This window comes from Shewanella sp. 30m-14 (assembly GCF_052977125.1).
On sequence record NZ_JBRILW010000005.1, the window covers coordinates 114,467 to 139,604 of the forward strand.

General features: G+C 44.1%; 27 protein-coding genes. 11 read left to right on the forward strand and 16 right to left on the reverse strand.

Annotated features, from left to right (window positions below):
* Positions 1–17: 17 nt before the first annotated feature.
* From ACVBIU_RS05610 to ACVBIU_RS05630, 5 genes are all read right to left on the reverse strand, one after another.
* Positions 18–746, reverse strand: a complete 729-nt coding sequence (locus tag ACVBIU_RS05610; protein ID WP_447159725.1) for a 1-acylglycerol-3-phosphate O-acyltransferase — start codon at positions 744–746, stop codon at positions 18–20.
* Between the two features lie 322 nt (positions 747–1,068).
* Positions 1,069–1,872 (reverse strand): metal ABC transporter permease, encoded by an 804-nt coding sequence (locus tag ACVBIU_RS05615; protein ID WP_447163269.1) that lies wholly within the window; start codon positions 1,870–1,872, stop codon positions 1,069–1,071.
* Positions 1,873–1,971: 99 nt separating this feature from the next.
* Positions 1,972–2,898 carry a metal ABC transporter solute-binding protein, Zn/Mn family gene (locus tag ACVBIU_RS05620; RefSeq protein ID WP_447159727.1) on the reverse strand — a complete coding sequence of 309 codons (927 nt, stop codon included), beginning with the start codon at positions 2,896–2,898 and terminating at the stop codon, positions 1,972–1,974.
* On the reverse strand, positions 2,882–4,078 hold the full coding sequence (locus tag ACVBIU_RS05625; protein ID WP_447163270.1) for a hypothetical protein: 1,197 nt from the start codon (positions 4,076–4,078) through the stop codon (positions 2,882–2,884). Before ACVBIU_RS05625 ends, ACVBIU_RS05620 begins: the two co-directional genes overlap by 17 nt.
* Positions 4,079–4,155: 77 nt before the next feature.
* Positions 4,156–4,437, reverse strand: coding sequence for an ABC-type zinc uptake system zinc chaperone (locus ACVBIU_RS05630; RefSeq protein WP_447159812.1), 282 nt, complete (start codon positions 4,435–4,437; stop codon positions 4,156–4,158).
* A gap of 231 nt (positions 4,438–4,668) precedes the next feature.
* Here ACVBIU_RS05630 and ACVBIU_RS05635 point away from each other — a divergent pair, with 231 nt between their 5' ends.
* The gene (locus ACVBIU_RS05635) at positions 4,669–4,794 is read left to right on the forward strand and encodes a hypothetical protein (protein ID WP_447159729.1); all 126 of its coding nucleotides are present in this window, start codon (positions 4,669–4,671) and stop codon (positions 4,792–4,794) included.
* A gap of 230 nt (positions 4,795–5,024) precedes the next feature.
* On the opposite strand, the gene ACVBIU_RS05640 is transcribed toward ACVBIU_RS05635, so the two are convergent.
* Entirely contained in the window at positions 5,025–5,294 is a 270-nt protein-coding gene (locus tag ACVBIU_RS05640; RefSeq protein ID WP_447159730.1) for a hypothetical protein, read from the reverse strand.
* A 245-nt stretch (positions 5,295–5,539) separates the two neighbouring features.
* On the opposite strand from ACVBIU_RS05640, the gene ACVBIU_RS05645 reads away from it, so the two are divergent.
* The gene (locus ACVBIU_RS05645; RefSeq protein ID WP_447163271.1) at positions 5,540–7,156 is read left to right on the forward strand and encodes a mechanosensitive ion channel family protein; all 1,617 of its coding nucleotides are present in this window, start codon (positions 5,540–5,542) and stop codon (positions 7,154–7,156) included.
* A gap of 71 nt (positions 7,157–7,227) precedes the next feature.
* Here ACVBIU_RS05645 and ACVBIU_RS05650 read toward each other — a convergent pair whose 3' ends face one another.
* The 3 genes from ACVBIU_RS05650 to ACVBIU_RS05660 all read right to left on the reverse strand — a co-directional run bounded on the left by ACVBIU_RS05650 (position 7,228) and on the right by ACVBIU_RS05660 (position 11,058).
* A complete protein-coding gene (locus ACVBIU_RS05650; protein ID WP_447163272.1) occupies positions 7,228–8,940 on the reverse strand; it encodes a formate--tetrahydrofolate ligase in 1,713 nt (570 codons plus the stop codon).
* Between the two features lie 259 nt (positions 8,941–9,199).
* Positions 9,200–10,066, reverse strand: coding sequence for a MaoC family dehydratase (locus ACVBIU_RS05655; RefSeq protein ID WP_447159813.1), 867 nt, complete (start codon positions 10,064–10,066; stop codon positions 9,200–9,202).
* Between the two features lie 107 nt (positions 10,067–10,173).
* A complete protein-coding gene (locus ACVBIU_RS05660; RefSeq protein ID WP_447159733.1) occupies positions 10,174–11,058 on the reverse strand; it encodes a TraB/GumN family protein in 885 nt (294 codons plus the stop codon).
* 45 nt (positions 11,059–11,103) lie between these two features.
* Here ACVBIU_RS05660 and ACVBIU_RS05665 point away from each other — a divergent pair, with 45 nt between their 5' ends.
* Together ACVBIU_RS05665 and ACVBIU_RS05670 are read left to right on the forward strand one after the other, a co-directional pair.
* Positions 11,104–11,415, forward strand: coding sequence for a prephenate dehydrogenase (locus tag ACVBIU_RS05665; protein ID WP_447159734.1), 312 nt, complete (start codon positions 11,104–11,106; stop codon positions 11,413–11,415).
* Positions 11,416–11,567: 152 nt separating this feature from the next.
* Entirely contained in the window at positions 11,568–13,310 is a 1,743-nt protein-coding gene (locus tag ACVBIU_RS05670; RefSeq protein ID WP_447163273.1) for an EAL domain-containing protein, read from the forward strand.
* Positions 13,311–13,381: 71 nt separating this feature from the next.
* Here ACVBIU_RS05670 and ACVBIU_RS05675 read toward each other — a convergent pair whose 3' ends face one another.
* Positions 13,382–13,906: a DUF3016 domain-containing protein gene (locus tag ACVBIU_RS05675; RefSeq protein WP_447163274.1), complete on the reverse strand. Its 525-nt coding sequence runs from the start codon at positions 13,904–13,906 to the stop codon at positions 13,382–13,384.
* 291 nt (positions 13,907–14,197) lie between these two features.
* Between ACVBIU_RS05675 and ACVBIU_RS05680 the strand changes: the two genes are divergently transcribed.
* Both ACVBIU_RS05680 and ACVBIU_RS05685 read left to right on the forward strand, forming a co-directional pair.
* Positions 14,198–14,500 carry a hypothetical protein gene (locus ACVBIU_RS05680; RefSeq protein ID WP_447159737.1) on the forward strand — a complete coding sequence of 101 codons (303 nt, stop codon included), beginning with the start codon at positions 14,198–14,200 and terminating at the stop codon, positions 14,498–14,500.
* 402 nt (positions 14,501–14,902) lie between these two features.
* Positions 14,903–15,211: a hypothetical protein gene (locus ACVBIU_RS05685; protein ID WP_447159738.1), complete on the forward strand. Its 309-nt coding sequence runs from the start codon at positions 14,903–14,905 to the stop codon at positions 15,209–15,211.
* Between the two features lie 82 nt (positions 15,212–15,293).
* Here ACVBIU_RS05685 and ACVBIU_RS05690 read toward each other — a convergent pair whose 3' ends face one another.
* Complete coding sequence (locus tag ACVBIU_RS05690) at positions 15,294–15,803, reverse strand: DUF4240 domain-containing protein (RefSeq protein WP_447159739.1); 510 nt, start codon at positions 15,801–15,803, stop codon at positions 15,294–15,296.
* A 178-nt stretch (positions 15,804–15,981) separates the two neighbouring features.
* On the opposite strand from ACVBIU_RS05690, the gene ACVBIU_RS05695 reads away from it, so the two are divergent.
* The 5 genes from ACVBIU_RS05695 to ACVBIU_RS05715 all read left to right on the forward strand — a co-directional run bounded on the left by ACVBIU_RS05695 (position 15,982) and on the right by ACVBIU_RS05715 (position 19,145).
* A complete protein-coding gene (locus ACVBIU_RS05695) occupies positions 15,982–16,374 on the forward strand; it encodes a hypothetical protein (RefSeq protein ID WP_447159740.1) in 393 nt (130 codons plus the stop codon).
* Between the two features lie 120 nt (positions 16,375–16,494).
* Positions 16,495–17,292: a response regulator gene (locus ACVBIU_RS05700; protein WP_447159741.1), complete on the forward strand. Its 798-nt coding sequence runs from the start codon at positions 16,495–16,497 to the stop codon at positions 17,290–17,292.
* 136 nt (positions 17,293–17,428) lie between these two features.
* Positions 17,429–17,701, forward strand: coding sequence for an HU family DNA-binding protein (locus ACVBIU_RS05705; protein ID WP_447159742.1), 273 nt, complete (start codon positions 17,429–17,431; stop codon positions 17,699–17,701).
* A 241-nt stretch (positions 17,702–17,942) separates the two neighbouring features.
* The gene (locus tag ACVBIU_RS05710; protein WP_447159743.1) at positions 17,943–18,635 is read left to right on the forward strand and encodes a TorF family putative porin; all 693 of its coding nucleotides are present in this window, start codon (positions 17,943–17,945) and stop codon (positions 18,633–18,635) included.
* A gap of 330 nt (positions 18,636–18,965) precedes the next feature.
* A complete protein-coding gene (locus ACVBIU_RS05715; protein ID WP_447159744.1) occupies positions 18,966–19,145 on the forward strand; it encodes a PA3496 family putative envelope integrity protein in 180 nt (59 codons plus the stop codon).
* 78 nt (positions 19,146–19,223) lie between these two features.
* Here ACVBIU_RS05715 and ACVBIU_RS05720 read toward each other — a convergent pair whose 3' ends face one another.
* The 5 genes from ACVBIU_RS05720 to ACVBIU_RS05740 all read right to left on the reverse strand — a co-directional run bounded on the left by ACVBIU_RS05720 (position 19,224) and on the right by ACVBIU_RS05740 (position 24,998).
* Complete coding sequence (locus ACVBIU_RS05720; protein ID WP_447159745.1) at positions 19,224–20,603, reverse strand: alanine/glycine:cation symporter family protein; 1,380 nt, start codon at positions 20,601–20,603, stop codon at positions 19,224–19,226.
* A gap of 302 nt (positions 20,604–20,905) precedes the next feature.
* Positions 20,906–22,123, reverse strand: a complete 1,218-nt coding sequence (gene arsJ, locus ACVBIU_RS05725) for an organoarsenical effux MFS transporter ArsJ (protein WP_447159746.1) — start codon at positions 22,121–22,123, stop codon at positions 20,906–20,908.
* 235 nt (positions 22,124–22,358) lie between these two features.
* Entirely contained in the window at positions 22,359–23,369 is a 1,011-nt protein-coding gene (locus ACVBIU_RS05730) for an ArsJ-associated glyceraldehyde-3-phosphate dehydrogenase (RefSeq protein WP_447163275.1), read from the reverse strand.
* 182 nt (positions 23,370–23,551) lie between these two features.
* On the reverse strand, positions 23,552–24,595 hold the full coding sequence (arsB, locus tag ACVBIU_RS05735; RefSeq protein WP_447163276.1) for an ACR3 family arsenite efflux transporter: 1,044 nt from the start codon (positions 24,593–24,595) through the stop codon (positions 23,552–23,554).
* A gap of 58 nt (positions 24,596–24,653) precedes the next feature.
* Entirely contained in the window at positions 24,654–24,998 is a 345-nt protein-coding gene (locus ACVBIU_RS05740) for a metalloregulator ArsR/SmtB family transcription factor (RefSeq protein ID WP_447163300.1), read from the reverse strand.
* Positions 24,999–25,138: the final 140 nt, after the last annotated feature.

The window sequence follows — 25,138 nt, forward strand, 5'->3', positions numbered from 1 at the left end:
AAAAATTTCGCGACCGATTATACCGCTTTCGTCATTAATGCAGAAGCTTCTTGGTTCAACTGAGATAGCTTTTCAGACATCATAGTGTGAATGCGCTTAGAAAGTTCTTTCACCTGTGTTTTATCAAAACCTGCGGTTTCAATTGGATCCATCATTTCGATGATCACCACACCATTGTTCCAACGGTTCAACTTAATATGACACTGGTTTGAGGCTAATACAGGTACCATAGGTACACCCGCAGCTATTGCCGTATAAAAAGCACCAGCTTTAAATGGCAGTAAGCCTTTACCACGAGAACGTGTGCCTTCAGGGAAGATCCACACAGACAAGCATTTGTCTTTTATCTTGCGGGCCGTTGCTGCCATGGTATCAAATGCTTTGTTACGGTTTTTCCGATCAATCAGAATATTGCCAGACAACCAGTAAATTTGTCCAAATAACGGCATCCAGGCAAGACTCTTTTTACCTAAACTCACCGTGCCTTTGGGTACGACGGCCGTATGAGTGAACATATCGAAGTTATTCTGGTGGTTTGCCAGGAAAATGCACGGCTTATCGCCTTGCTGTTGTGAGTTACGCACAATGACTTTGATACCAAGTACTGGTGCCGCCCAAGAAAAGACTTTGGCGAACATATGTACGTTATCTCGATGCCGAGGACGTAAAATACAAGCTAAGCCACCGATAACAAAGGCTAATAACAGCATGACAGACAAGATCAAACATCTAAGGATTAACAGCACTATAATCTCCCGCGATTTAATTGGCGCCAGTATAGCCACCAACTAAGTGCGACTCAATATAAATACAACTTATGTTAATGAACATTAGTTTACACGTGTAGCCTGAATATGCATGATAGCAAATTCAAGGGATGCTACTTTAGCGTAAACGGCTTAAACGAACTTTAACCATGCTCAAATATTTTGGAAGATTTTAGCTTAGTTCCCCACCCCTTAAGGTCTGACCTGCCACGTTTATGCTTAACGAGCTCTGATCAAGTCACTGTTATTGGCCATATTGCGACAGCGCTTGTGCTATCTGTTATCGGCTACCCGTCATCGACTAAGAGTGCTCGTATCGAGTCTCGCCGCTCACAGACTGCTTTGATTTTCCTTTAAGCTTAAGTACCAACCTAAAGGCGATAGCACTCAAGGCTAAGGTCGATACGATCGCAGCACCACTAGGTAAGTCTAAGCTAGCCGACAAGACGAGCCCCGATATGTATCCTAGAAGCCCTACCATATAAGCCCAAAATAGTTTAAATCGGCCATAGAAGTGGTTAACGGCCAGCGCTGGCAATATCAAACTACTAAATACCAAATACACCCCAACAAGCTCTACAGAAAGGGTAATCACGATGGCAAAAATAAGATAAAAAGCGCGGCCACTCAGCAAGTCTGGCTTATAAAACAATACCAGTAAGATTGCCAAATACACACTGGCAGGCAAAATTAACTGACTCCAACTCACCCACAGGATCTGCCCAGACATCAGCTCTTTTAGCATCTCGGCGCCGTGAGGATCATTTGATAACAGTAACATGGCAGCCACTGCCGCCAGCACATAGAAACAACCGATAATAGCTTCTAGCTCATCGGCCATTCGCTTAGAAAGCCACGCGATAAATCCTGCACCAGCTATAGCAAACAGCGCTGGCATCCACACATGTGAAAAAGGCAGCGCCTCGATATCATGATTAAGGTGGCCAACAATGGCGCCTAACGCTGCGACTTGCGCGATAGCCAGATCGATAAAGATAATGCCGCGCTTTAATACTTGTTGCCCCAAGACAACGTGAGTCGACAGTACCAAGACGCCCGCCACAAAAGCGGGGAATAAAATTGAAAGTAGATCGAGATCAAACATAGTTAGACTCTTATCATAATAGATAAACCTAAGGCGGATCGCTCAAGCACGATCCGCCTTATTCACTCAGTAACAATAATCAATATCAAGCTATAGGCGTTAACGCTTAGCACTCAACAAGAGATCGATGGCACTATCGTAAAGGCTAAACAGATCGACACTCTGATCATTGCCCCCAACTGACATAGGTAATATCAGCACAGGTAGATCCGATCGCTCCGATAACCACTCTGCCCCACGCTCGCTCTGATATGACGCGATAATGATCGCTAAAATATCACCTTGCTTAGCACGATTAAGTAAGCTGGCTAAATGCGAGCTACTAGGCGGGATCCCAGGCTTTGGCTCAAGATCCGCCACCTGTTCTAGCCCTAACCAGTTAAACAGATATTTGAAACTAGAGTGGTAAGCGATCACTTTACTGTCCTGAAGCGATTTGGCTTTCGCCTCCCACTTAGGGATAGCCGCTTGCCAACGCTTAGTAAAACTGGCCAAGGCCGCTTCATAATCAGCTTTGCCATCGGGATCGAGCTGGATAAGCTTATGGGTTAGGCCACTGGCAACGCCCAGTAAACGATTAGGATCGAAATGTAGATGCGGGTTGCCCTTTGCGTGCACATCACCCATAGAGCGATCCACCGATTCGAGCTGATCTAGCGTATCGATCTGCTCAGATGCGAAGAACAACCCCTGATCGGTCGATCGCACTTTCGCGTTGGCAGACTTCATCTGCAACATTGGCAACCAGCCAACCTCAAGATCCGCACCGGCACAGACTGCCAGATCGGCTTGACGCATTTTAGCGATCAAACTTGGACGCGCCTGCACTTGATGCGGATCTTGCATCGCCGTCGTGGCAGAGTAGATCTTTGCACCGGGCGCCAGCTCTTTCGCTAATGCGGCATATTCAGGCTCACAAGCAAAAATGTTTAACGCAGCAACGGCATTGTTACTCACACCTAATGCCAGTGCTAATGTTAGGGCTTGAACCCCTTTTGATAAAAACGGCTTAGAATTGATGCGCACCGTGAGCCCCCAGAGTCATGACATATTGTAAAGTGATGACGTTGTCATCTTCGATCCCATCAAAGTTTGTCCCCTGCTGGTTGGTGTACTGCAAGCGCACAGTAGAGAAGTGACTATGATGCCAAGCTAGACTCACTTCAGTTTCTTTCAATTTTTGTGGGTCAAAATGATCGCTATGCATCATTTGAGTGTCGATCTGGCCATAACGTAGCCCGGCAGACCAACGAGGTGAGAATTGAAAAACACTGCTCAAGTACCATCCATCTTGATAATCTTTGCCTGAATCATCGTGACCCGGTTCTTCATGCTCGTCATGATGCTCTTCAAGTGGGGCAAAATCGGTGACACGGAAATACTCACCACTTAACGTTAGGTATTGGTACTTATAGTTACCATTAGGAGCCCACTTATAGACAAAGTCTGCAATGTAAGTGTTCTCTCCGGTGTATTGGGCGTTATGGCTGTGATCATGGCTATGGTCATCTTGCACTTCAACGTGCTCATGTTCATCCGCTGTCATACGGCCATTTTCATTACGTAGGTAACTTAATCCTGCTTGCCAAGAACCGTTATCACCCACATCGCCACCTAATTTGGTGAAGGCGGTGTAAACCCCAAGGTTTTTATAATCGCGCTCGCCATGCTCATCAGCAGCGCGCATTTTGTCACCCTTAAAGCTCTCGACTCCCATGGTCCAGTAGAGATCTGTTGGTGCAACATAGTTCAAGCGCACACCATCATCAAAATAGTGGCTGCCCAAGAAAGCACGATAAACCGCGGGTCTATCTGAGAACGCATCCGTATGTACATGTTGATTGTTCAAGTAACCAATGTCAGACAGAAAACGACCCGCTCGCACCGAAAAACCAGCGGGCATCGCCAGAGTTTGAATAAAGGCTTCCTCTAAACCCAGCTCAGTTTCACCGTCATGCATCTCGACGACAGCCGTTAATTTACCGTAAAACATATCGTCAATGTTGGCGCTCATTGCGACCTCAGTATGGCCTAAGCCAAACCCTTCAACACGCTCTGACATCGGTCGCTCGGCGCTTTGATAATAGCCATCAAGTACTGCACTGATCGCCGGGTTAGTTAAACTGGGATCGCTTGCTAAAGCTTGAGTTGAAAATAGTGCGCACGCTGCTGCTACGCCAGTTAGGCGCATAGTTGAAATAGTCATCTTTTCTCCGAAATACAGCTAAGCCTTCCCTGTGGGAATACTTTAAAAAATTCTTAGTTATTGTTTGGTATGAAGAATTACGCTGAAGCTGGAGGGGCGCGGCTATTAAAGAAACTCACATGACGTGAGTATGAAGGTGGCAGGATGTACTCTTGGCTTTCAATTCCCTGACGCTCAATAGCAAGCTTAAGTTCACAACTGGGCAGCAGGTTATTGACCTGGTGTTGGTGATAACACAGAGTACAATGGTTTTTAGCGCCGTCGTCCAAATGACTCAGACTATGAGCGGACGCCGCAAACGACAGACACAGGAATACGGCAACAAGCCCTATTACCAGTTTCTGCTTTACGCTACTCATTCGAATCACAGTGTTAACCTTATGTGTTAAAACGTGACCAAGTTTATTGCGCTGACAGTTGAAGTCAAGTATTGATGCAGGCAAAGCGTTAAAAAGTGTTTGTGAGGCAGATCACATTGGCTTGAATGCTAATTAATACTGACTTAAGCTCTAACAACTAATATTGCTAGCGTGAAATGGTATCCATAGTGATATTTAACAAGATTTGACCCATTAAAAGGCGCAACTATCATGCTTGAAGTTCTTCGCTCAAACCTAAAATTGATCATCATGACTACGCTATTTTTTGTCGCAATACTTGGCGGGATTTACTACGTAGAAGCTGCGTTAGAAGCGCAAGTTCAGGTTGTTGACTAACTAAGTTATCGACTAAGCAATTTATTTAGTCACTGCTCAGTAACACTCTGGTGGCCAAATACCATCGGAGTGTATCGGTTCTGTCGAGAATCTAGGATATCGTTGAAACGTTTATCGTAAACAGTCTTAACAAGCGCTCGCTCAGGTTTATCCCTGCGATGTTTATCTCTGCGATAAACCTTTTGCAGTCACTCATCAAAAACGTCTTTTGCACAACTCGTGCGGCGGGATTAGCGATACTTTTTAAGATGCTCGCTATTATCCACCAGCTCAACTTCGGGCGCTTCAATGACTTTCAGATTATCCATTAGATGAGTCACTAACATCACCATGATGGAAAAAATAGCGAGCGGAATACCAAACGAGCGAATATCGCTATCAAAATAGCTCCACACAAATAGCCCAACCCCAGCATAAAAGCTAACGATTTTGACCCAAGATAAAACAACACTTTTACCTAACCAAGCCTGACAAAACGGACATTGGATCTCGGTGCTCAACCCTTTGCCTCTTTGGTTTTCAATTTTATCTATCGCAAATGATTTTGAACAATGGGCGCATATCACTAAGCTTATCTCTCTTTAGCTGCATATTGGCGCAGTTTTCGCCTAATATTAAGGTGCCGAAGTTTAGCAGATTTAGCCGTGTATTCGCTATCATGCTTATCACTATCACAATAACAAATCGACAGTTTTCCAAAGGCGTAATATTATTACCAGATCCTGGGAACTAACGGACATACCAAATGCATAAAATGCTCCCCAAAATTTTGATGCTTGTTTTGTGTTTTTGCTCATTTGTAGTAAATGCGCAAAATACTGAATTAACTAACAATCTAAATAAACTCCAAAGCTTAATCGACAGCGATGTAAATGCACTGCCTCATGCTAAGGGCGAAATTAAGACATTTCTTGAATATCGTATTGGACGCAATGCCAGCTTGTTGCAAGAAACGTTACAAGAACAGATGGATAAGACGGAGCCTGATCTTCCGTATCTAAAGCCTTATATTGTTAAGCAACTTGCTTTTACTGATGCAGTTGAAGCTTATTTTGCCAAACAAAAAGCGACGCTCATGAGTGAAGTGGGTAGCAAGGGTGATCGAGAGATCATGCTCGATCTAATGCAGATCCAGCGCGAGCAAGACAAGTTATTTAGTTCAGAAAGTGAACTGCTGACTTGGGCAAAAGCCGTAGGCATTAATGTTGATGAAAAAACGAAAGTGTTTATCTCGACGTTAATCACTCGTGCCGATGACTTAAACAGTTTTGTTTACTACAACCAAGAACGCCTAAACCAAGCCGTTGCAGATGTGCAAATTGCTGGAGCTGATGTTAGCGCAGAGCAAAAGTCTTTGGTCGTTGAGTTAAAAGAACGCCTAGATCAAAGCTCTACTAGCCTTTCAACCACGATTGGCCTATTGGATCATCTAGGCCAAGATACTGCACTTTACAAGCAAACTCTGTTTAGCGTATCGGGTGACATCACTCAAGACGTGTTGAACTTTGATGTTGCGAGTAACTTGTTAACTGAATGGATGACGATTGCAAAAACTCAAGCCATGGAAAATGGTGCGGGGATCATGTTTAAACTGATCATTTTCTGCTTAATCCTTATCCTGTCGAGCCTAGTCGGCAAAATAGTTAAGCGTGTAGTAGAAAAAGCCGTCAGCAACTCAAAGCTTAAATTCAGCATGCTACTGCAAGACTTCTTTATCTCTCTTTCCGGTAAAGTGGTATTTGCGCTTGGTTTACTGATTGCCTTATCGCAACTTGGGTTCGAGCTTGCGCCACTGCTTGCTGGTTTCGGTATCGCTGGTGTGATTATCGGTTTTGCTCTGCAAGATACCCTATCAAACTTCGCTTCTGGGATGATGATTTTGATTTACCGCCCATTCGATGTGGGTGATCTGATCAATGCCGGTGGTGTTACTGGCCGTGTAAGCCACATGAGCTTGGTATCGACTACGATTAAGACCTTAGATAACCAAAGACTTATCGTTCCAAACAATAAGATCTGGGGTGACACCATCAACAACATCACCGTTGAGCATCAACGCCGTGTTGATCTGACTTTTGGTATTGGTTATGGCGATGATATTGAGCATGCTGAAAAAGTGTTACGCGATATCGTAATGGCGCATCCTTTAGTATTAAAAGATCCAGAGCCTACGATTAAACTGCACACGCTTGGCGAGTCTTCAGTCGACTTTATTGTTCGTCCTTGGACTAAGCCAGAAGATTACTGGGATGTTTACTGGGATATTACTCGTACCGTTAAAATGCGCTTTGACGCTGAAGGTATTAGCATTCCGTTTCCGCAGCGCGATGTACATATTTATCAAACAGCTGTAGAAAAATAAGCTACAAAGATAAAATGAAAAAAGCCCCGACAACCTAAGTTGTCGGGGCTTTTTTCATTTTATAATCGCCCTTAAGCCAGACCAATGATCTCACCAGCATCATTAATATCGACATTAAGGTAACCCGGCTTAACCCCAAGACCCGGCATGGTCATCACTTGTCCGACTAATGCCGTAACAAAACCCGCTCCGGCATTCAGCCTTAGCTCGGTGATTGGCAATTCAAACCCTGTTGGGATCCCTTTAATATTAGGGTCATGACTTATCGACATCGGTGTTTTAGCCACGCAGATAGGTAAACCAGCATAGTCATGCTTAGTTAGCCAGTTTAGCTGCGATCTCGCTTTATCCGATAACGTCACACTCGATGCGCCGTATCCGACCTCAGCTAAGGTCATCAACTTAGCCTCTAAACTTGTATCACTTTGATAAAGTAGCTTAAAGTCTGACGGTGTTTGTGTGGCGCGGTACACCATATCAGCGAGTTTGCTTGCGCCTTCTGCGCCTTTGCCAAAGGCTTCACTGATCTCGCTACCAAAAGCCTTAGTTTGCTTAATACGCTGGCTCAGCCACTCAAGTTCCTCGTCGGTATCCGTTGGAAAGCGATTAATCGCCACCACAACTGGCACGCCATACTGGCTAACGTTATTGATATGCCATTCTAGATTAGCAAAACCGGCTTGTAGTCGCTCCATATCTGGCTGGTTGATATCGATATCTGACTCGATACCGCTGTTAGCCTTAAGTGCTTTAAGCGTCACGACAACAACCGACGCACTTGGTGCATAACCAGACTCTCTGACTTTAATATTACTGAACTTTTCAAAGCCCATATCGGAGCCAAAGCCCGCTTCGGTGACGACAACATCAGCCAACTTGGCCCCAATCGTATCGGCAATAATCGAAGAGTTACCATGGGCGATATTGGCAAAAGGACCCGCATGAATAAAGCAAGGATCACCAGATAAGGTTTGCATCAAAGTCGGCTCAATCGCATCAATCATAATCACCGTCATTGCACCAGCAACACCTAAGTTCTCTGCGGTAATCGGCTCACCTTGAGTGTTAAGTGCTAATACTAAACGGCCAATACGCTGTCGAAGATCTTTTAGATCTTGGCTTAACGCCAAGATAGCCATCAGCTCTGATGCCGCTGTAATATCAAATCCAGACTCATGCACTGGGCCATTCATCGCGCCATAGCCTACTTTTATCTGTCGTAGACTACGCTCATTGTGATCCACCACTCGGCGCCAGAGGATATTATCCGCATCGATATTGAGCGCCGGTAAGCCTGACTCTTTAGTAAAGTCAGCAGCGCCTAAACGAGTTTCATGGAATAAACGCGCATCGATTGCTGCCGCAGCTAAGTTATGGGCGCTACTCACGGCATGGATATCACCGGTCAAGTGCAGGTTCAATTCTTCCATAGGTACGACTTGTGCAAAACCGCCACCTGCAGCGCCACCTTTAGTACCAAAAACCGGTCCCATGCTCGGCTGACGAATACAGGCACAAGCTTTAACACCATTGAGATTCATCGCTTGAGTGAGGCCAATTGTGGTCACGGTTTTACCTTCCCCAAAAGGTGTAGGCGTAACGGCTGTTACAATCACTAACTTGGCATTGGGTTTATCAGCTAACCTTTTAGCTACGGACAAGGAAACTTTAGCTTTGTTAACGCCACAAGGGGAAAACTCATCTGGGTTCAGTCCGAGATCGTTTGCGATCTTGGTGATGGGTAAACAGGTATGTTGGCGTGAAATTTCAATATCTGACTGCATGCTTATGGCTCCACAATCTATTATTATGTAGGGTAATTACCGCTGCAATATAGGTGATCTCTGATAGCTAGAAAATAACAATCCGATGTTATTTTAGCTTTTTGTAATCTACGTCAACAAACTGGTCATTTTTTTGTCGATTTAACGTTCAACTTTACAATATAAGGCTTTTTTATAATGCCAAAAATACCGTGTTTGCATTAGATTTTAGCAACAAAAAAGGCGCTTTCAGCGCCTTTAATTATTCAACAATAAACGATTATAAAAAGGTAATTTCACCGCTTAAATGGGGACGACGGCCTTTTTGATCTCTCAATTCAAATACCGTTTTATCGTCCTGCTCCTCAGCTGAAAAGCTCACATTGCTTGGCATAAATAACGGTAGCTTAAATGCCACATCAATCTGGCAGGCGCGATCGCCAATATTAGGCATTAACTGTGCAATACAGCGCCCTTTTGACCACATGCCATGAGCCAATACACGATCAAAACCAAAGCGTTTAGACATCACGGGATGTAAGTGGATCAAATTATAGTCACCAGAGGCTTTAGCATAGCGACGACCTAAGTCTTCGGCTAAGCTCCAGCTTATTGGCTCTTGCCAAGTCATATCATTGGCTTTAGGTGGACGAATTCGCTTCGCCTTACCTTCGATGCGGTATAGATAAGTCGACAATGATTCCCAAACTAGCTCACTACCTACATACGCTTTAGAAACTAACTCGAACTCAAGGCCTGAGTCAGTCATACAACTCGTGGTTAACGCGCATTGAATTTCGAACTTTTCATCTACGCGAGCACTACGGTGCACAGTGATGCTGTTTTTTAAATGGATCATGCCAAGCAGTGGGAAGGTGATCGCTTCATGGGTAAAAATCACCGCATGTAATCGAAATGCCATCACATACAGATAGGTCGGCGGTAGCGTTTTACCGTCAAAATCAAAGCCACATACTTTCGCATATTGGACTACTTTATCTGGCGAAATCGATACATTCGGGCTCGTCACCTTGACCATAGGCAATGGCTGCTGGTCCCAACCGGGCTTGCGTCCAAAAAATATTTTGCGATAAAGGGTGAATAGCGAAGGCAACGCCTTTAAATCGATACAGTATTCTTTATTCAAACCGATAGAACCTTTTGCAGTAACACAGTGAGCCAAAACAAGCGGCGTATTATACATCAAAACTCCCAAACCCGATAATCGCCCTAACCGACCGGATTCGATACACCTTAGCTACAGGTTTGTTGCCAACAGTTTTTAGCCTTAACACCCAAAGGGAGCAAGTAAGATTGAACACTTTTTTGTCCTACTAAATGCCCGGCACCGACGATGACAAATAGTGGCTGTAATGTATTGGGCGATTGCATCAAGTCAACAATTCCCTGAGCCATCGTTTTATTGCGATCCCAGAGCATCTTCTCAACCATTTGCGTTTCACCGTCACGCAGCATCTCACCTTCCATGAGATCGGCAAGCTCTGTTTCATCGCCGCTACGCCACGCTGAAATTAATTTGAGCATATCAGAATCGGGAGCTTCAATAGCCTCTCTGACCATATTCCACTGCGTATCAGCGTCAAAAGAGGATAGCAGTTCAAATTGAAACTCCGTACTTTCTAACTCATAGACGGGTCGATTTCCAGCCTGACTCACTAACACCGAATCCACGCCATAAAGACCGCTATAGCCAAGTGCGGTATAACGCCCAATACTAAGCTGCATAGACTGTAACCAGGGGGCATAGTTTTCAATCGCGGTACAAAATTGCTGCTTATCTTGGCAATACTGAGTCAATACCTTCTCGGTCTGTGCATCTATCGGTATTTTCTCAGAGCCATATTTAGCCAACAATGCTGGCACATTCGCATCTCTCACATCGGCCTCGACAACTAGCGCCGCCGACTTTTGAAACGCCTGCTCAACTTGCTTTGCTAGTGGGAAAAAGCTCTGCTGGCCAATATGGATAGAGCCTAGAAGATAAGCGGTTTTACCTTGATAAGATATTTGATAAAACGGCGGTTTATCATCCGGTGCAGCTTGAATTGTTACTGACACAAATAACAGACTAAGCCCCAGTAGTGAGAATAAACGTCTAGCGACACTTGTTGCTATCATGCTTGCCCCTTATAATTCAGCAAAATTTAAAATTGAGAGGCTGTTATGCCACACACACAGGTTATCGAGCAACTAAAAGCCAGTTTGCAAACCGCCTACCGCCAAGCCATTGATGCAGATGCTAGACTGGACGAACTGAAAAAATCCGGTCACGTAAAGTTTGATGCCATCTTTAGTGAATCAGAAGGATTTACAACCACAAGCAACCGTTTCACGCCATATGTGCAAGAACTTGCTGCCGATATGGAAGGGTTTATTCAAGAGCCAGAGACGCTTGCAAAGGCGTTAGAAAGCTATATCCCAAAACTTGGCTTACTACTGCAAACCATGCTGGCGTTTAAATCAAACGCAAAATAGTTTATCTGCCCGCTTGTTATTAGGAGAGGGTGTTTTTTAATGCTTGATTTAGCTTAAAAACAGCCTCTACTACTCCGCCCCAACGACCTGTCATATCAATGTAATACCTATGTCATAGACTCTTTCTTATAATCCATATTTGGCTGGGAAAGATGTCTGCAATTGATCTACAACATGAACTATCAAAGATCATCGATAATGAAAAAATTAAAGCGGTCTTTCAGCCCATATGCAATATAACGACTCACCAAATTCACGGCTTTGAAGCCTTAAGCCGAGGACCTGAGCATAGTCCACTATTTTCACCGGTTCCATTATTTAAGACCGCTGCCTACGAAGGACGTCTCTCAGAACTCGAAAGTTTATGCCGACGAATTTCCATTCAACAATTTAAACATACTCAACTTCCCGGCAAACTATTTTTAAATATTTCTCCTAAAGCACTTTTAGAGCCTAACCACGCTAAAGGCCTCACTCTGAGCCTAGTACAGGAATTAGGCTTACACCCATCCCAGGTGGTGATAGAGCTTTCAGAGCAGTATCCTGCCGATGATATCGATCTGTTAAAGTCCTGCTTAAACCACTATCGAAGCCAGGGGTTTCTGACTGCGATTGATGATCTAGGAGCAGGCTATTCAGGTTTAAGGCTATGGTCCGAACTGGCTCCAGATTATGTAAAAATTGATCGGCATTTTATTGAGTCGATAGACACCTCATCAGTAAAACAGGAGTTTGTTCGCTCCATCATCTCCCTTTGTCAAAATCTTAGTTGTAAGGTGATAGCCGAGGGGATAGAAACCCAATCAGAGTTAGCTGTGCTAAAGCAGCTAGGGATTGTTTATTGTCAGGGATTTTTACTCGGCAGACCAGAACCAACCCCCAACCGCCATATTCCATTTAGCCCCTCTATCGAACCCGTAATCCCCAGAGTGCGTTTTGCTGAATCGGCAGAAAGCCTGTCTAGCAAGGCTATAACCTGCCAGTTCGATAACAAACTCAAGCTAATTGGTGAGACATTTAACCAGTACTCAAACCTACAAGCCATCGTTGTGATGCGCGGCGAACAAGTGATTGGCATGGTACAAAGAAGTCAGGTAATCGAGCTGTTCAGCACTCCTTACGGACGGGCATTGCACGAACATAGAGCTGTAGATGAAGTGCTCACAACCGAGCTCATTAGTATTGAAGCCGAAATGCCCATTTCTCAAGTCAGCCAACGGCTGACTATGGAGTCGACCGATTTAGTGGTCCAGCAATTTATTATTCTCAAGCAAGGTAAGCTCTTAGGTATCGGCCATACCAAAGAGCTGTTAGCTAAAATCACTGAGCAAAAAATTGCAATCGCAAGGCATGCGAACCCACTAACCGGGTTACCTGGCAATATTCCGATCCAAGAAGAGCTGCGAAGACTACGACTACAAAAAAAACGTTTTTATCTCGCCTACTTTGACCTGTCTCACTTTAAACCTTACAACGATATCTATGGCTTTTGTCGTGGTGATGAAGTGATTATGGAGGTTTCTCGGTTACTTTTATGCCAGCAAACAAGCAGTAACTTTATCGGCCACATAGGGGGCGATGACTTTGTGATAATCAGCACTTGTGTTGATATAGAGCGTCAGGCTAAAGAAATTATTGACGAGTTCGATACCGTAAAATCTTCTTTTTATTCAAAGCGACATTGGCAAGATAAGCAGATGCTGGCTGAAGATAGAAATGGTGTTCAGTGCTATCATGGGCTGATCTCACTCACGGCGGGTATACTTCCCCCCTCAATCACCTTTGGCTGCAATGAGCATCAACTGTCTCTTTACAGCGCTCAAGCAAAAAAACAGGCGAAGCAAGCTGAAAGCTCACTTAGCCTATTTACACAAGAAGCGGCAATGAGTTCGTAATACTGGCAGTTCACACTTAGCCGCAAAACTACTTAACCAATTGAAATTTAATATTTTAATAATAAAACGCGTTAAAGGTTAGGCTTTACCGTTTTTTTAAGCCAGGAGGCTAACATTGTGTTTTCGTAGCGATAGGGCTTGTCATTCCTCGCATTAACCGAATACATAAAGTTCATATCTGTTAGCTTCTCGTCACCCGCCATAATCACTTTATCATCTTGTAGAATTTTGTAGCTGAAGGTAATACGTGGTGGATAGATATTTTTTACCACCCGAAGGTCGTGAGTAGTCGCGCCAAATGTGGGCCTAACGTCACCAGCTAAATCGAGATCGGTAACAACCATCTCTAGTTTCTGTTCAGGCTTGAGAACCTTCACCGCTTCCTTGTTTAAGCTTTTAGTCAGTTGTTCGAAGGTGCGTTTTTCAAAACGAGATTGAATTTCTCCGCCCGATCTTATGTCTCTAAAGCTGTTGGGATCTTGCCACTCAATTTTGACAACACCATCTTCAGTTATAGGGTTTTCAATCGCTTCATCTGCGGCCCAAGCAGAGCTAGATGCAAGTATCCCCGCGATCAGTATATGTTTAACCTTCATATGTGCCTCCACAGTCGAGCGTGACTGGATGATTAATAAGTAAACTATACAATGTAGCACCTGTACCTAAGCTTAATTCTGCACTTTACCGTTACCACGATAATATTAGTAGACAATGCGATAAGCCACTTTGTTGCGTTAATTGCAGTGTTCCCCTATTAAAGCATCATTTATCAGCTTATGATTTGCTTTGTTTGGCACAGCTCATAAGCTACAAAGACTAAGCTACAAAGACTAAGTATTAAGCTATTACAGTGCAATTACTACCAACCAGTTATTGGAAACGAGTCCATGCAGAAGTTCACTCCAATTTTGTTTGTCATAATATTATTTGCCGGCCTAGCTGCAGCCATTTTTAGTATCAACCAATCCGAGACATCAGAGTCTGAAACATGGTCAGCTTTTATCTATAAAAATGGATACAACTCTGGTAAATATGACAAGAAAGATGACTTTGACAGCTATCCAAGCTGTAAAGCATACGCTCAGCAAGCATCTGATAAACTGGGCGGTGTAGCCTGGGAGTGCGGCTTAAACTGTCGTTTTGATTCAATGCGTCAAGGCTTTCATTGTGAAACGATGACAAATGAATAGTATGTAATCCTGACGAATGAATAAAAGGTAATCCTTATTATCGAAGACTTTTAAACCTTGTTCTTCAATAAGTTCACTAAGACTTGCTTCTCAATAAGATCACTAGGATCACTAAGACCACTATCATTAGCCGTCTGACACACCTCCCCTTCTGCAAAACAACCTCCAGGCCTTAACTCGCACCTGAATTAGCACCTAGATTAGCAACTTAACATGTAAAAGCCGGTAGTTCGTTTTTTGTTCAGCCTGTGTACATGTTGCATTCGCTAACATACGTATCAAGTTAACACGCACCACAGAGGAATACTCGCAAGCTTGCCACTAATGCTAATAAGAGCAAATGTGCAGCTAAGAGCAAACGGTTCCTAAATTGGGTCATCTATTTAATTGTTTGGAGTCACTATGAACTATTCGAATATTACCAACATTCCGTTTTCTGGCCGCATGGCATTTATCGCTGCAATATTGATCTCTTTCAGCTTCATCGGCCAAGCCAGCGCAGAGGAGTTTACTGCCAAAGAGAAAGCAGCGATCGCAGGCCACTATGAAATCTTAGACCAACATCAAGCTAAGTCAGATCAAGCATTAGAGTCTAAGTTACAATCTGAGTTTGATGAGCAGGTGCAGGAGTCTGAACAGGAGTTTATGGAGTTAACTTGCACAGCTTACGGACTAGACTTCGACAGTGAAACTGAAGTTTGCTACGAGTAATAGCAATCGGTATTAGATTGAATCCCCAATAAAAACGAGGCCATGCCTCGTTTTTATTGCTGTTAGCGCCGACGAGATTGCTTTAGAAAGGAAATGCGGCACTCAATAGTGGATAAGCAGCCTTAAGCTGTTTTTTCTTATGAGAAAATTTCTTACCTGCTGGGTTAGCCTGGCCCGATGGCACATAAGGTAGCTCGTCATCGCTACGATCTTCATAAAGCTGGCCAGCAATAAGATCGTATTCATCGAGGAAAGGATAGGCAGAGCCATCTTTTTCAGGCCAAAGCGTTAGAGAGCCTAACGCATCAGGCGACTCAATCACTTTGTCGTACCAGTCTTTACCTAATGAAATTAAGAAGCAACGAAACTCAGCAAAGGCATACTCAGAATCACAGCCGGTAATAATATAAGCCGCGCCCCACACTGACCAAGAGTATGAACGACGCATCTGTTGACCAAATATCTTGTCAAAGTCACGCAACTCTTCATTCGTTAACGGGCTCAGCTTTTGCTTAAGCGCTTCTGCAAGTTCAGTTTGCTCTTGTTGTGGTGATGTTCGGGTGACTAATTCCCAAAACTCAGACTCTGTCATCGGATTCTCTAAAATTGTACGCTGTGATAGTCGCTATTCTATCGCATTACTCGCCATCTTAGCTAAACAATATCATTCATCGACTTGGCCAATTAACAACGCGCTGTAGACGCGGACAGCGGTTTTTCTTAAACTTCGAGCAACAAACCTATAAAAATATAACGGCTTGAAATATCCCATGACCAAACCTCACCCATTATTAGCCATTTTAATGTTTTTCTACGCTCTACTCGCAGTTGCCGCGCTCTGGCGAACCTTTACCACCCAAGCCTTCGATCTATTAACTTTAGGTGTATTTCCTGTGCTTTATGGCTTAATCATGCGCCAATTTTGGGCCGGTGTGGTACTTAAAATCTACCTAGCCATTCAAACCGTTGCCTTACTTGCATTAGCAACCGCTGCCGTTATCGCCTACCAAATTACCCCTGAGGATGTAAAAGTCGTATATAACGGCCAGAATATTCCTATTATTGGCATCGTCATTGCTGCAATCATCGCTATGACATTCCAATACTGGGTCGCTTTTAGTGCAAAGACACGACAATACTTAAAGCCCAACCTTGTGAGTTAACAGCGCAATGACGAACAAGATCTCAGACTAAGCCAAGCACACAGCCTGTTACTTACTTGATAAGCAACAATGCTTAACGTACGTTAACGCCATAATAGCAATAAGATCGGTAATAAATTTATGAGTCATTTACAGCCCAGCGAACTATCAATCTTGCTGGTTGAGCCTTCAGATACGCAAAGAAAAATTATCAGCCAGCGCTTAATGCAAGAAGGTGTTAGCAACATACAAACAGCCACCACGCTTGCTGAAGCTCTGCATATTATCAACCGTCACCAGCCAGATCTTGTCGCCAGTGCCATGCACTTTGAAGACGGAACCGCTTTAGAATTACTGCAGCAACTTAAAGCATCGGTTCACTTTAACGAAATCCAATTTATGTTGGTTTCAAGTGAGTGTCGACGCGAGCAGTTAGAACACTATCGTCAATCGGGGGTCGTTGCGATATTGCCTAAACCTTTTTCTAGCGAACATTTAGGTAAGGCGCTCAATGCCACCATCGATCTACTAACTCATGATGAATTAGATTTAACTCATTTTGATGTACAAGATCTGCGAGTGTTAGTGGTCGATGACAGTAAAATGGCCCGTAATATTATTAAGCGTACTATTACCAATCTCGGCTTAAGGATGATCACTGAGGCCCAAGATGGCCAAGAAGCTATTGAGCTGATGCAACAGCAGATGTTTGATTTAGTGATTACCGATTACAACATGCCCAGCGTAGATGGTTTAGCCCTGACTCAGTTTATTCGTAACGACAGCCAACAATCCCATATTCCGATTTTAATGGTGTCATCTGAAGCGAATGAAACTCATTTAAGTAACGTGTCTCAAGCCGGAGTGAATGCGCTTTGCGACAAACCTTTTGAGCCCAATGTCGTCAAACAGATCCTTTATCAGCTGCTTGAAGAGTAAAAAACTGAGAAATTGCCCCTATTTTTGACTTTAATGCTTATTTCATGGGGTTAAAGCGCTTTTCAAATGCAAATGCTTGTGGCATGTTACATAACGCTACTAACAAATAAATCTACGGAAAGAAGAGACTATTCAAATGAATAAGACTGAACTTGTTGCAAAAATGGCTGAATCTGCAGAACTAACTAAAGCTGAAGCCGCTCGCGCCTTAAAATCTTTTGAAGAAACTGTTGCAGAAGCAATGAAGAATGGAGAGAAAATCTCTATCGTTGGTTTTGGCTCTTTTGAAACGACAGAACGCGCAGCGCGTACTGGCCGTAACCCACAGACAGGTAAAGAGATCCAAATCCCAGCAGCTACAGTTCCGAAGTTCAAAGCTGGTAAGACGCTTAAAGATAGCGTTAACTAAATCACTGTTTCCGCAGTTGATAACTAAACCTCCTTACGGGGGTTTTTTTATGCCTGTATCATTGCCCCCTCCTCTGCCCTATCACGGTGCTACCTGCCCCAGTTTGATTCAATCTAACTATCAGCATCGGATCCCACATATTTAACCAACTGTTTTAAATGACTAAAAACTTTGGCTTAGACTTTGCTAAATAAATTGTGAGCATAAAAAACACAATAATGTTTCTGCAAAGGGGAATAGAATGAACAAGTTACTAATTAACAGCACCGCAATCCTTCTTACATCACTACTGAGCACCACTGCACATGCCGCGGTGGAGGCCAATATAGGCGCCACTTCCAACTACCTATGGCGCGGTGTAACACAAACAGATGATGCTGTAGCCGTGCAAGGTGGAATCGATTACAGCCACGATTCAGGCTTCTATGCTGGTACTTGGGCATCGAATGTCGATTTTGGCGATGAGACGAGCTATGAAGTTGATTTTTATGCAGGCTTTGCGGGGACCATCGGCGATGAATTTGAGTATGACTTAAGCTACCTCTATTACGCTTATCCTGATGCCGATGCCAGTATAGACTTAGGCGAAATAACCGCAGCGGTGAGCTGGAGATGGATAGCCGTGAGTTACTCTCACTTAGTCAATGCTGGCAACGATGTAACCGCCGCAGATCTTGATAATACCGACATGGGTTACATTCAAACGACCCTGACTTATCCACTATCAGATACGCTATCGATCTCCGCTCATTATGGCTACTCTACAGGCGATGTCGTCACCGCTTGGTTTGACACTAACAACTATGCCGACTATTCCATTGCGCTGAGTAAAGATACCGATTTGGGCAGTGTCTCTTTTACTGTCAGTGACACAGATCTTAAAAATGACGACGCCAAGGTTTTACTCGGTTACAGCTACAGTTTTGCTCTATAACTCACTGCAATAAAGGCCATTTACTCATTAATTAAGAGTAAATGGCCAATAATGCGTAACCCCACAAGTGTTGCTTAATTTCATTAAGTAGCTAAAAACCATTCAAAATAATAAAAAAACAACTATAAATGTAATTTTGTTACATGGATCGCATATTTTTAAATCACACCCTGCTAAATTCCAAATTAAGCACTTACTAATAGGTTTAATCAAGTAAGCCAATGAGTGCAGACATTGTTTAGTTATTAACCCGATGGTATCGAGAGTATTCCCTTTTAACGCTATGCAAGCGATTCGGAACAATGGATACCTAGCTAAGAGGAATTCGTGATGGCTCAGACTATTGATTTTGTGCCCAACGATGTAGAGATGGAGGCGTATACAACGCCTAAAAATCAGCAAGCCGCTGACGAGTTAGCGCACAAAAAAGAGGTAAAAAAACGCCTCGAAGCCTACCTTGAAAGAGCGCAATTAAAACGTGATTTAAGTGAAGATGACTTTTGGGCATAGGCTTAAAATCATGTGATAAAAAAAGCTCCTGAGATATTATCCAGGAGCTTTTTTAGTTTTTAAGCGCTCAATGAGCGACTATTTCGCTTTTTGTGATTCCAAATCAGTCTCACGCTTCTTCAGAAAATACTCTCTAGTTAACGCAAATACCACAGGGCTTAGCAGTGCTAAGGCAATCAAGTTAGGGATCGCCATCATAGCGTTGAGCGTATCAGCAAGTAGCCAGATAAACTCCAGTGAACTCACCGCACCTAATGGCACTACTAAGGTCCAAACAATTCTAAATGGCTTAATCGCTTTCACACCAAATAGGAACTGCACACACTTCTCACAGTAAAAGCTCCAACCTAAGATGGTCGTAAATGCAAATACCGTTAGTGCAATCGCCACCACATAGTTTCCAAGCGGGAATGCATGAGAAAAGGCAAACGAGGTCAACGCCGCGCCGTTTTCACCTGAGGTCCAAGCGCCCGATACGATAATGGCCAAACCCGTAATGCTACAGACAATCAAGGTATCAATAAATGTACCTAGCATCGCCACTAAACCTTGAGCAACTGGATTATTAGTTTGCGCCGCCGCATGCGCGATAGGCGCACTACCTAGACCAGCCTCATTGGAGAACACACCACGAGCAACACCAAAGCGAATCGCGGCCCAAACTGCTGCGCCGGCAAAGCCGCCTTGAGCCGCCACGGGGTTAAATGCGCTGTATAAAATCAACTCAATGGCTGCTGGGATCTCTGCGGCATAGACCACCAATACAGCAATACCTGCGGCAATATAAAATACTGTCATCATTGGTACTAATTTGCCTGCAACATCAGCAATGCGCTTAATGCCACCCATTAACACCGCACCAACCAATACCATAAGCACAACGCCGGTAACCCAATTAGGCACACCAAAGTTACTGCTAAGCGCATCGGCAACTGAATTAGCCTGCACAGTATTACCAATACCAAAACCTGCTAGCGAGCCAAACAGTGCAAAAGCAGTACCTAACCAGGCCCACTTCGAACCTAGACCATTTTTAATGTAGTACATTGGGCCACCAACGTGGTTACCATTGTCATCCACTTCACGGTATTTAACCGCTAATACAGCTTCGGCAAACTTTGTTGCCATACCGACCAACGCCGTACACCACATCCAAAATAGTGCACCGGGTCCACCAATAAAAATCGCGGTGGCAACACCTGCAATATTACCTGTACCTATGGTGGCCGACAGAGAGGTCATTAAGGCATTAAAAGGGCTAATTTCCCCCTTCATGTTTTTATCTTTGTCAGGGATGCGACCCGACCACAATAATTTAAAACCTGTGCCTAACTTTAGGATAGGCATCAAGCGCAAACCCACCGTTAAGAACAAGCCCACTCCCAGAATCATAACCAACATTGGTGTCCCCCAGACCACGCCGTTGACCATGCCTACAAAATCAGTAATAGCTTCCATTCAAACCTCGTCGATACAGAGAATTTATCGTTATTATTTATATTTATACTTATATTTAAAATCATGTATTTAGGGCTTTTTGATCTGTCATTTTTTATCTTGAATTAGATTAGCAAGATCAAAAGGTCCTAATAAAGCGAACGCTCACACCCAAAAGATAAAAACACTCAAACTTTCAAACAGAGTACAACGAATTGTTAACCTTTGGAAAGGCTGAAAAATAAACTAACGAGGTTTGCCGTAGCGCACAACGGCGCTACGACAATAATCGATTGTGGTCATTACTAGCTGTAGGAAGGCCTTTATCTAAGCTGTATTCGAGGTAATTTAAAGGAAATAACAAAGGTCACAAACAGCATGGCCGCCGAAATAAACAAGCAAGCAGACAACCCAGCCTCTTGATACACCCAACCCGATAGAATCGTGCCCAGTAACCTTCCAAGCGCATTAGCCATATAATAAAAGCCAATATCAAGCGATACACCATCATCGCTTGCATAGCTCACAATCAAGTAACTGTGCAGTGAAGAGTTGATGGCAAAGACGCCACCAAACACCATTAAGCCAGCAATAAGCGCGATTTGAGGGGCTACCCAGTCAGTAAAGAGCAGCACCGCGAGCACCAAGGTGACTAAGGTTAGTAACCCCGCCCAACGCGTGGCAACCTGTCCATCTGGCGTCGCCTTTCTTGCCGTTAAAGATGGCGCAATAGATTGAACCATGCCATAGCCAATAACCCACAGCGCAAGAAAAGCACCAACGCTACTGTGCTCCCAACCCAGTTGGCTGGCAAGAAACACAGGTAATGCAATCACAAACCACACGTCTCTAGCGGCGAACAGAAACAGCCGCGCGGCGGAAAGAATATTAACGCTCTCGCTCTTAGAAAATATCTGGGTAAATTTAGGCTTAGATTTCGCTTTGCCTAAATCAGCTTTCAATCTAACTATACTGCCAAGCCAAACGACACAAAGAGCCGCTGCCATAATGGCTATCGCCCCCGTAAAACCGGTAAGCGATAACAATAGCCCGCCAAGAAAAAAGCCAGCCCCTTTCAGGGCATTCTTAGAGCCTGTCAGCATCGCCACCCAACGATAAAGCTTATCTTCAGCATCTTTGGGCACTAAGGTTTTTATCGCACTCTTAGCACTCATCTTATTCAGATCTTTAGCGATCCCTGACAGCGCCTGCGCCGCCATCACCCAAGGCACTGTGAGCATCGCTGCTGGCAGCAATAACATACCTAGCGCGACAATTTGCAAACCTAAACCGATATTCATGGTGCGATTCAGCCCAAGCCTCGCCCCTAGCCAGCCGCCGACAAGGTTAGTGATCACACCAAAGATTTCATAAAACAGGAACAGCATAGCAATCGCCAACGGCGTGTAACCTAGGTCATAAAAGTGCAGCACCACCAACATACGCAAGGCACCATCGGTAAGGGTAAATGCCCAGTAGTTACCGGTGACCAATAGATATTGCTTAATGCTATCTGGCAAAGAACGATATTTAGCTAACACGCTTACCACCTTTAAAAAAGGAACTAGGATACGAGGACGTGGCTGCGCCACTACTAGAACGCTGCGCTGCTAGGAAAGCAAAGGCAAAAACTAAAACAGCAGGCTGACTCAGACTATCACCGTCTTAGCTTAAACCATCGCAGCTCTGCCCGGCTTTTCCTGCTTTTCCTAGGACCTAGAACCTAGAACCTAGAAGCGAAGCGCCCTACTTTTCCTAGAACCTAGCACCTTCTATTTAAGCCTGATCCACTCGTCCGACCATAATCGCAAGCTCGGCGGTGCGATTGGCATAGCCCCACTCATTGTCATACCAGACATACAGTTTTACCTGAGTACCGTTAACGACCATAGTCGATGGTGCATCAATAATGCTTGAACGAGGGTCAGTTTTATAATCCACAGACACAAGTGGACGCTCTTCGTATCCTAATATACCTTTAAGCTCACCCTCTGCTGCCTCGCGTAATAACTGATTCACCTCTGCTTCTGTCGTATCGCGGTTTAACTCAAAGACACAGTCAGTTAGCGATGCATTAGCTAACGGTACGCGCACTGCATGGCCGTTAAGCTTTCCTTTAAGCTCAGGGAAGATATGGGTAATTGCCGTGGCGCTGCCAGTGGTGGTTGGAATAAGGCTTAAACCACAGGCTCGGGCACGACGCAGATCTTTATGGGGTGCATCCAAGATCGTTTGAGTATTAGTAATGTCATGAATCGTTGTCATTGAGCCATGCTTGATGCCTATTTTTTCATGGAGCACTTTGACTACTGGCGCTAAGCAGTTAGTGGTACACGACGCTGCAGTCACGATAGGGTGAATATCTTTATCATAAAGATCATGGTTCACACCCATTACCACATTCAATACACCTTCTTCTTTCACTGGCGCCGTCACAACCACTCTTTTAACGCCTTGATCTAGATAAGCTTGCAATAACGCCTTGGTTTTCATCACCCCAGAGGCTTCAATAACCACATCACAGCCTGACCAGTCAGTATCAGCAATGGCTTTGTTACGTGTCGTTGCAATGCGACGTTCACCAATGTTAATAATGTCGCCATCAGCGGTGGCCTCTTCAGACCAACGACCATGTACAGAATCGAACGTTAACAAGTGCGCTAAGGTCGTGGCATCACCTGCAGGGTCGTTAATGTGTACAAACTCAACATTGCTATTATTCCAAGCCGATCTCAGTGCTAAACGCCCCATTCTACCGAAGCCGTTGATACCTATTTTGATTGTCATAGTCGTTTCTTAACCTGTTATTGAATGGTGTAAGGTATAGATCTTGTTCAAATTCTTGCGCGACTTTGCTCTTGCCTAACTTAATTGAGCTAGCCCAGAACTAGAATATTTTATTAAATTCTATCTATCTATCTATCTTGGCAATATCACTCGAGCCTATCAATAGGCCCCATAACCCAAATTTACCTTGATGGCTCTGCAGCCTCATCATCAGCAAATAGGTGACGACTGCGATTAGCAATTGCCACGAGCGATAACATCACGGGTACTTCAACCAACACCCCGACAACTGTCGCAAGCGCGGCGCCCGAGTGCAGGCCAAACAGCGAGATGGCCACTGCAACTGCTAGCTCAAAAAAGTTAGAGGTGGCAATCATGCATGCTGGCGCAGCTATCTTATGGGTAAGCTTCATTTTTTTTGCCGCATAAAACGCAATAAAAAAGATGCCATAAGTCTGAATTAATAATGGTATCGCAATAAGTACAATGTTTTGAGGCTGGGCAATTATGGTTTCAGCTTGAAAACCAAACAGTAAAACAACGGTTGCCAGCAAGCCCACCATAGACCACGGCTTTAATGTCGCCACAAAGGTATTGAGCTTAGTGTCATCACCCTTTTGCTGCAGAAAATGCCTTGTTATAGCACCAGCCACTAAAGGCAAGACGACGTATAAACCCACAGAAGATAACAGTGTCGCCCAGGGGACTTGGATATCGCTCACCCCAAGTAGCAGCGCCGTAATCGGTGCAAATGCGACCACCATAATGAGATCGTTTACCGACACTTGCACTAAGGTGTAGTTAGGATCGCCTTTAGTCAGTTGACTCCACACGAATACCATAGCTGTACATGGTGCTACGCCTAGCAAGATCATACCTGCGATATATTCATTCGCAGTCTGAGGCTCAACCCAATCAACAAAAAACACCTTAAAGAATAACCAGCCCAATGCCGCCATAGTGAACGGCTTAATCAGCCAGTTGATCACCAGTGTCAGTACCAGACCTTTAGGGCTTTTACCTACATCTTTCACGGCAGAGAAATCGATTTGCACCATCATCGGGTAGATCATTACCCAAATAAGGACTGCTATCACTAAGTTGACATGGGCATACTCAAGCCCTGCAACCACAGCAAAGGTATCAGGGGTTAAATTACCAAGAAAAACACCCGCTAAAATAGCCAGCCCCACCCAAACACTTAAATAACGTTCAAAAATACCCATAATATTTGACCTAATAATAAAATTCTTACCCATACCAAGCTAAGTCAGTATTTGATGGTTAACAGCAGTTTTTAACTCTTTCTGGACGGTCACCCATCTGCATAAGATTGGCTAGATTACTGCCTATTAGCTCGGCCTGATCCTTAGCCAAAGTGTATAATATGTCGTTAGCCCATGTTGGTAGTTCAGGGTTAATACAATAGAAAATCCACTGCCCCTGGCGCCTATCAACTAACAAACCCAGTTTACGTAACTGTGCTAAGTGTCGTGAGATCTTAGGCTGGATCTCATCAAGTGCGGTCATTAACTCACAAACACACAGCTCGGTTTCCGCTTGGATCAGCAGCAAGCTACGCAGTCTTGTGTCATCGGCCAACGCCTTAAAAAACTGTAAAGGTGTCATCATCATGTCTCTAATCAGCGGTTATGCACGAAACACCGTACATATGGAAAATAATATATATGTTTTTTCATATATTCAAGTTTTCATTTTTTATTTGAAATAAAAACAGCCATAAAAAAAGGCTTCCTATTGGAAACCTT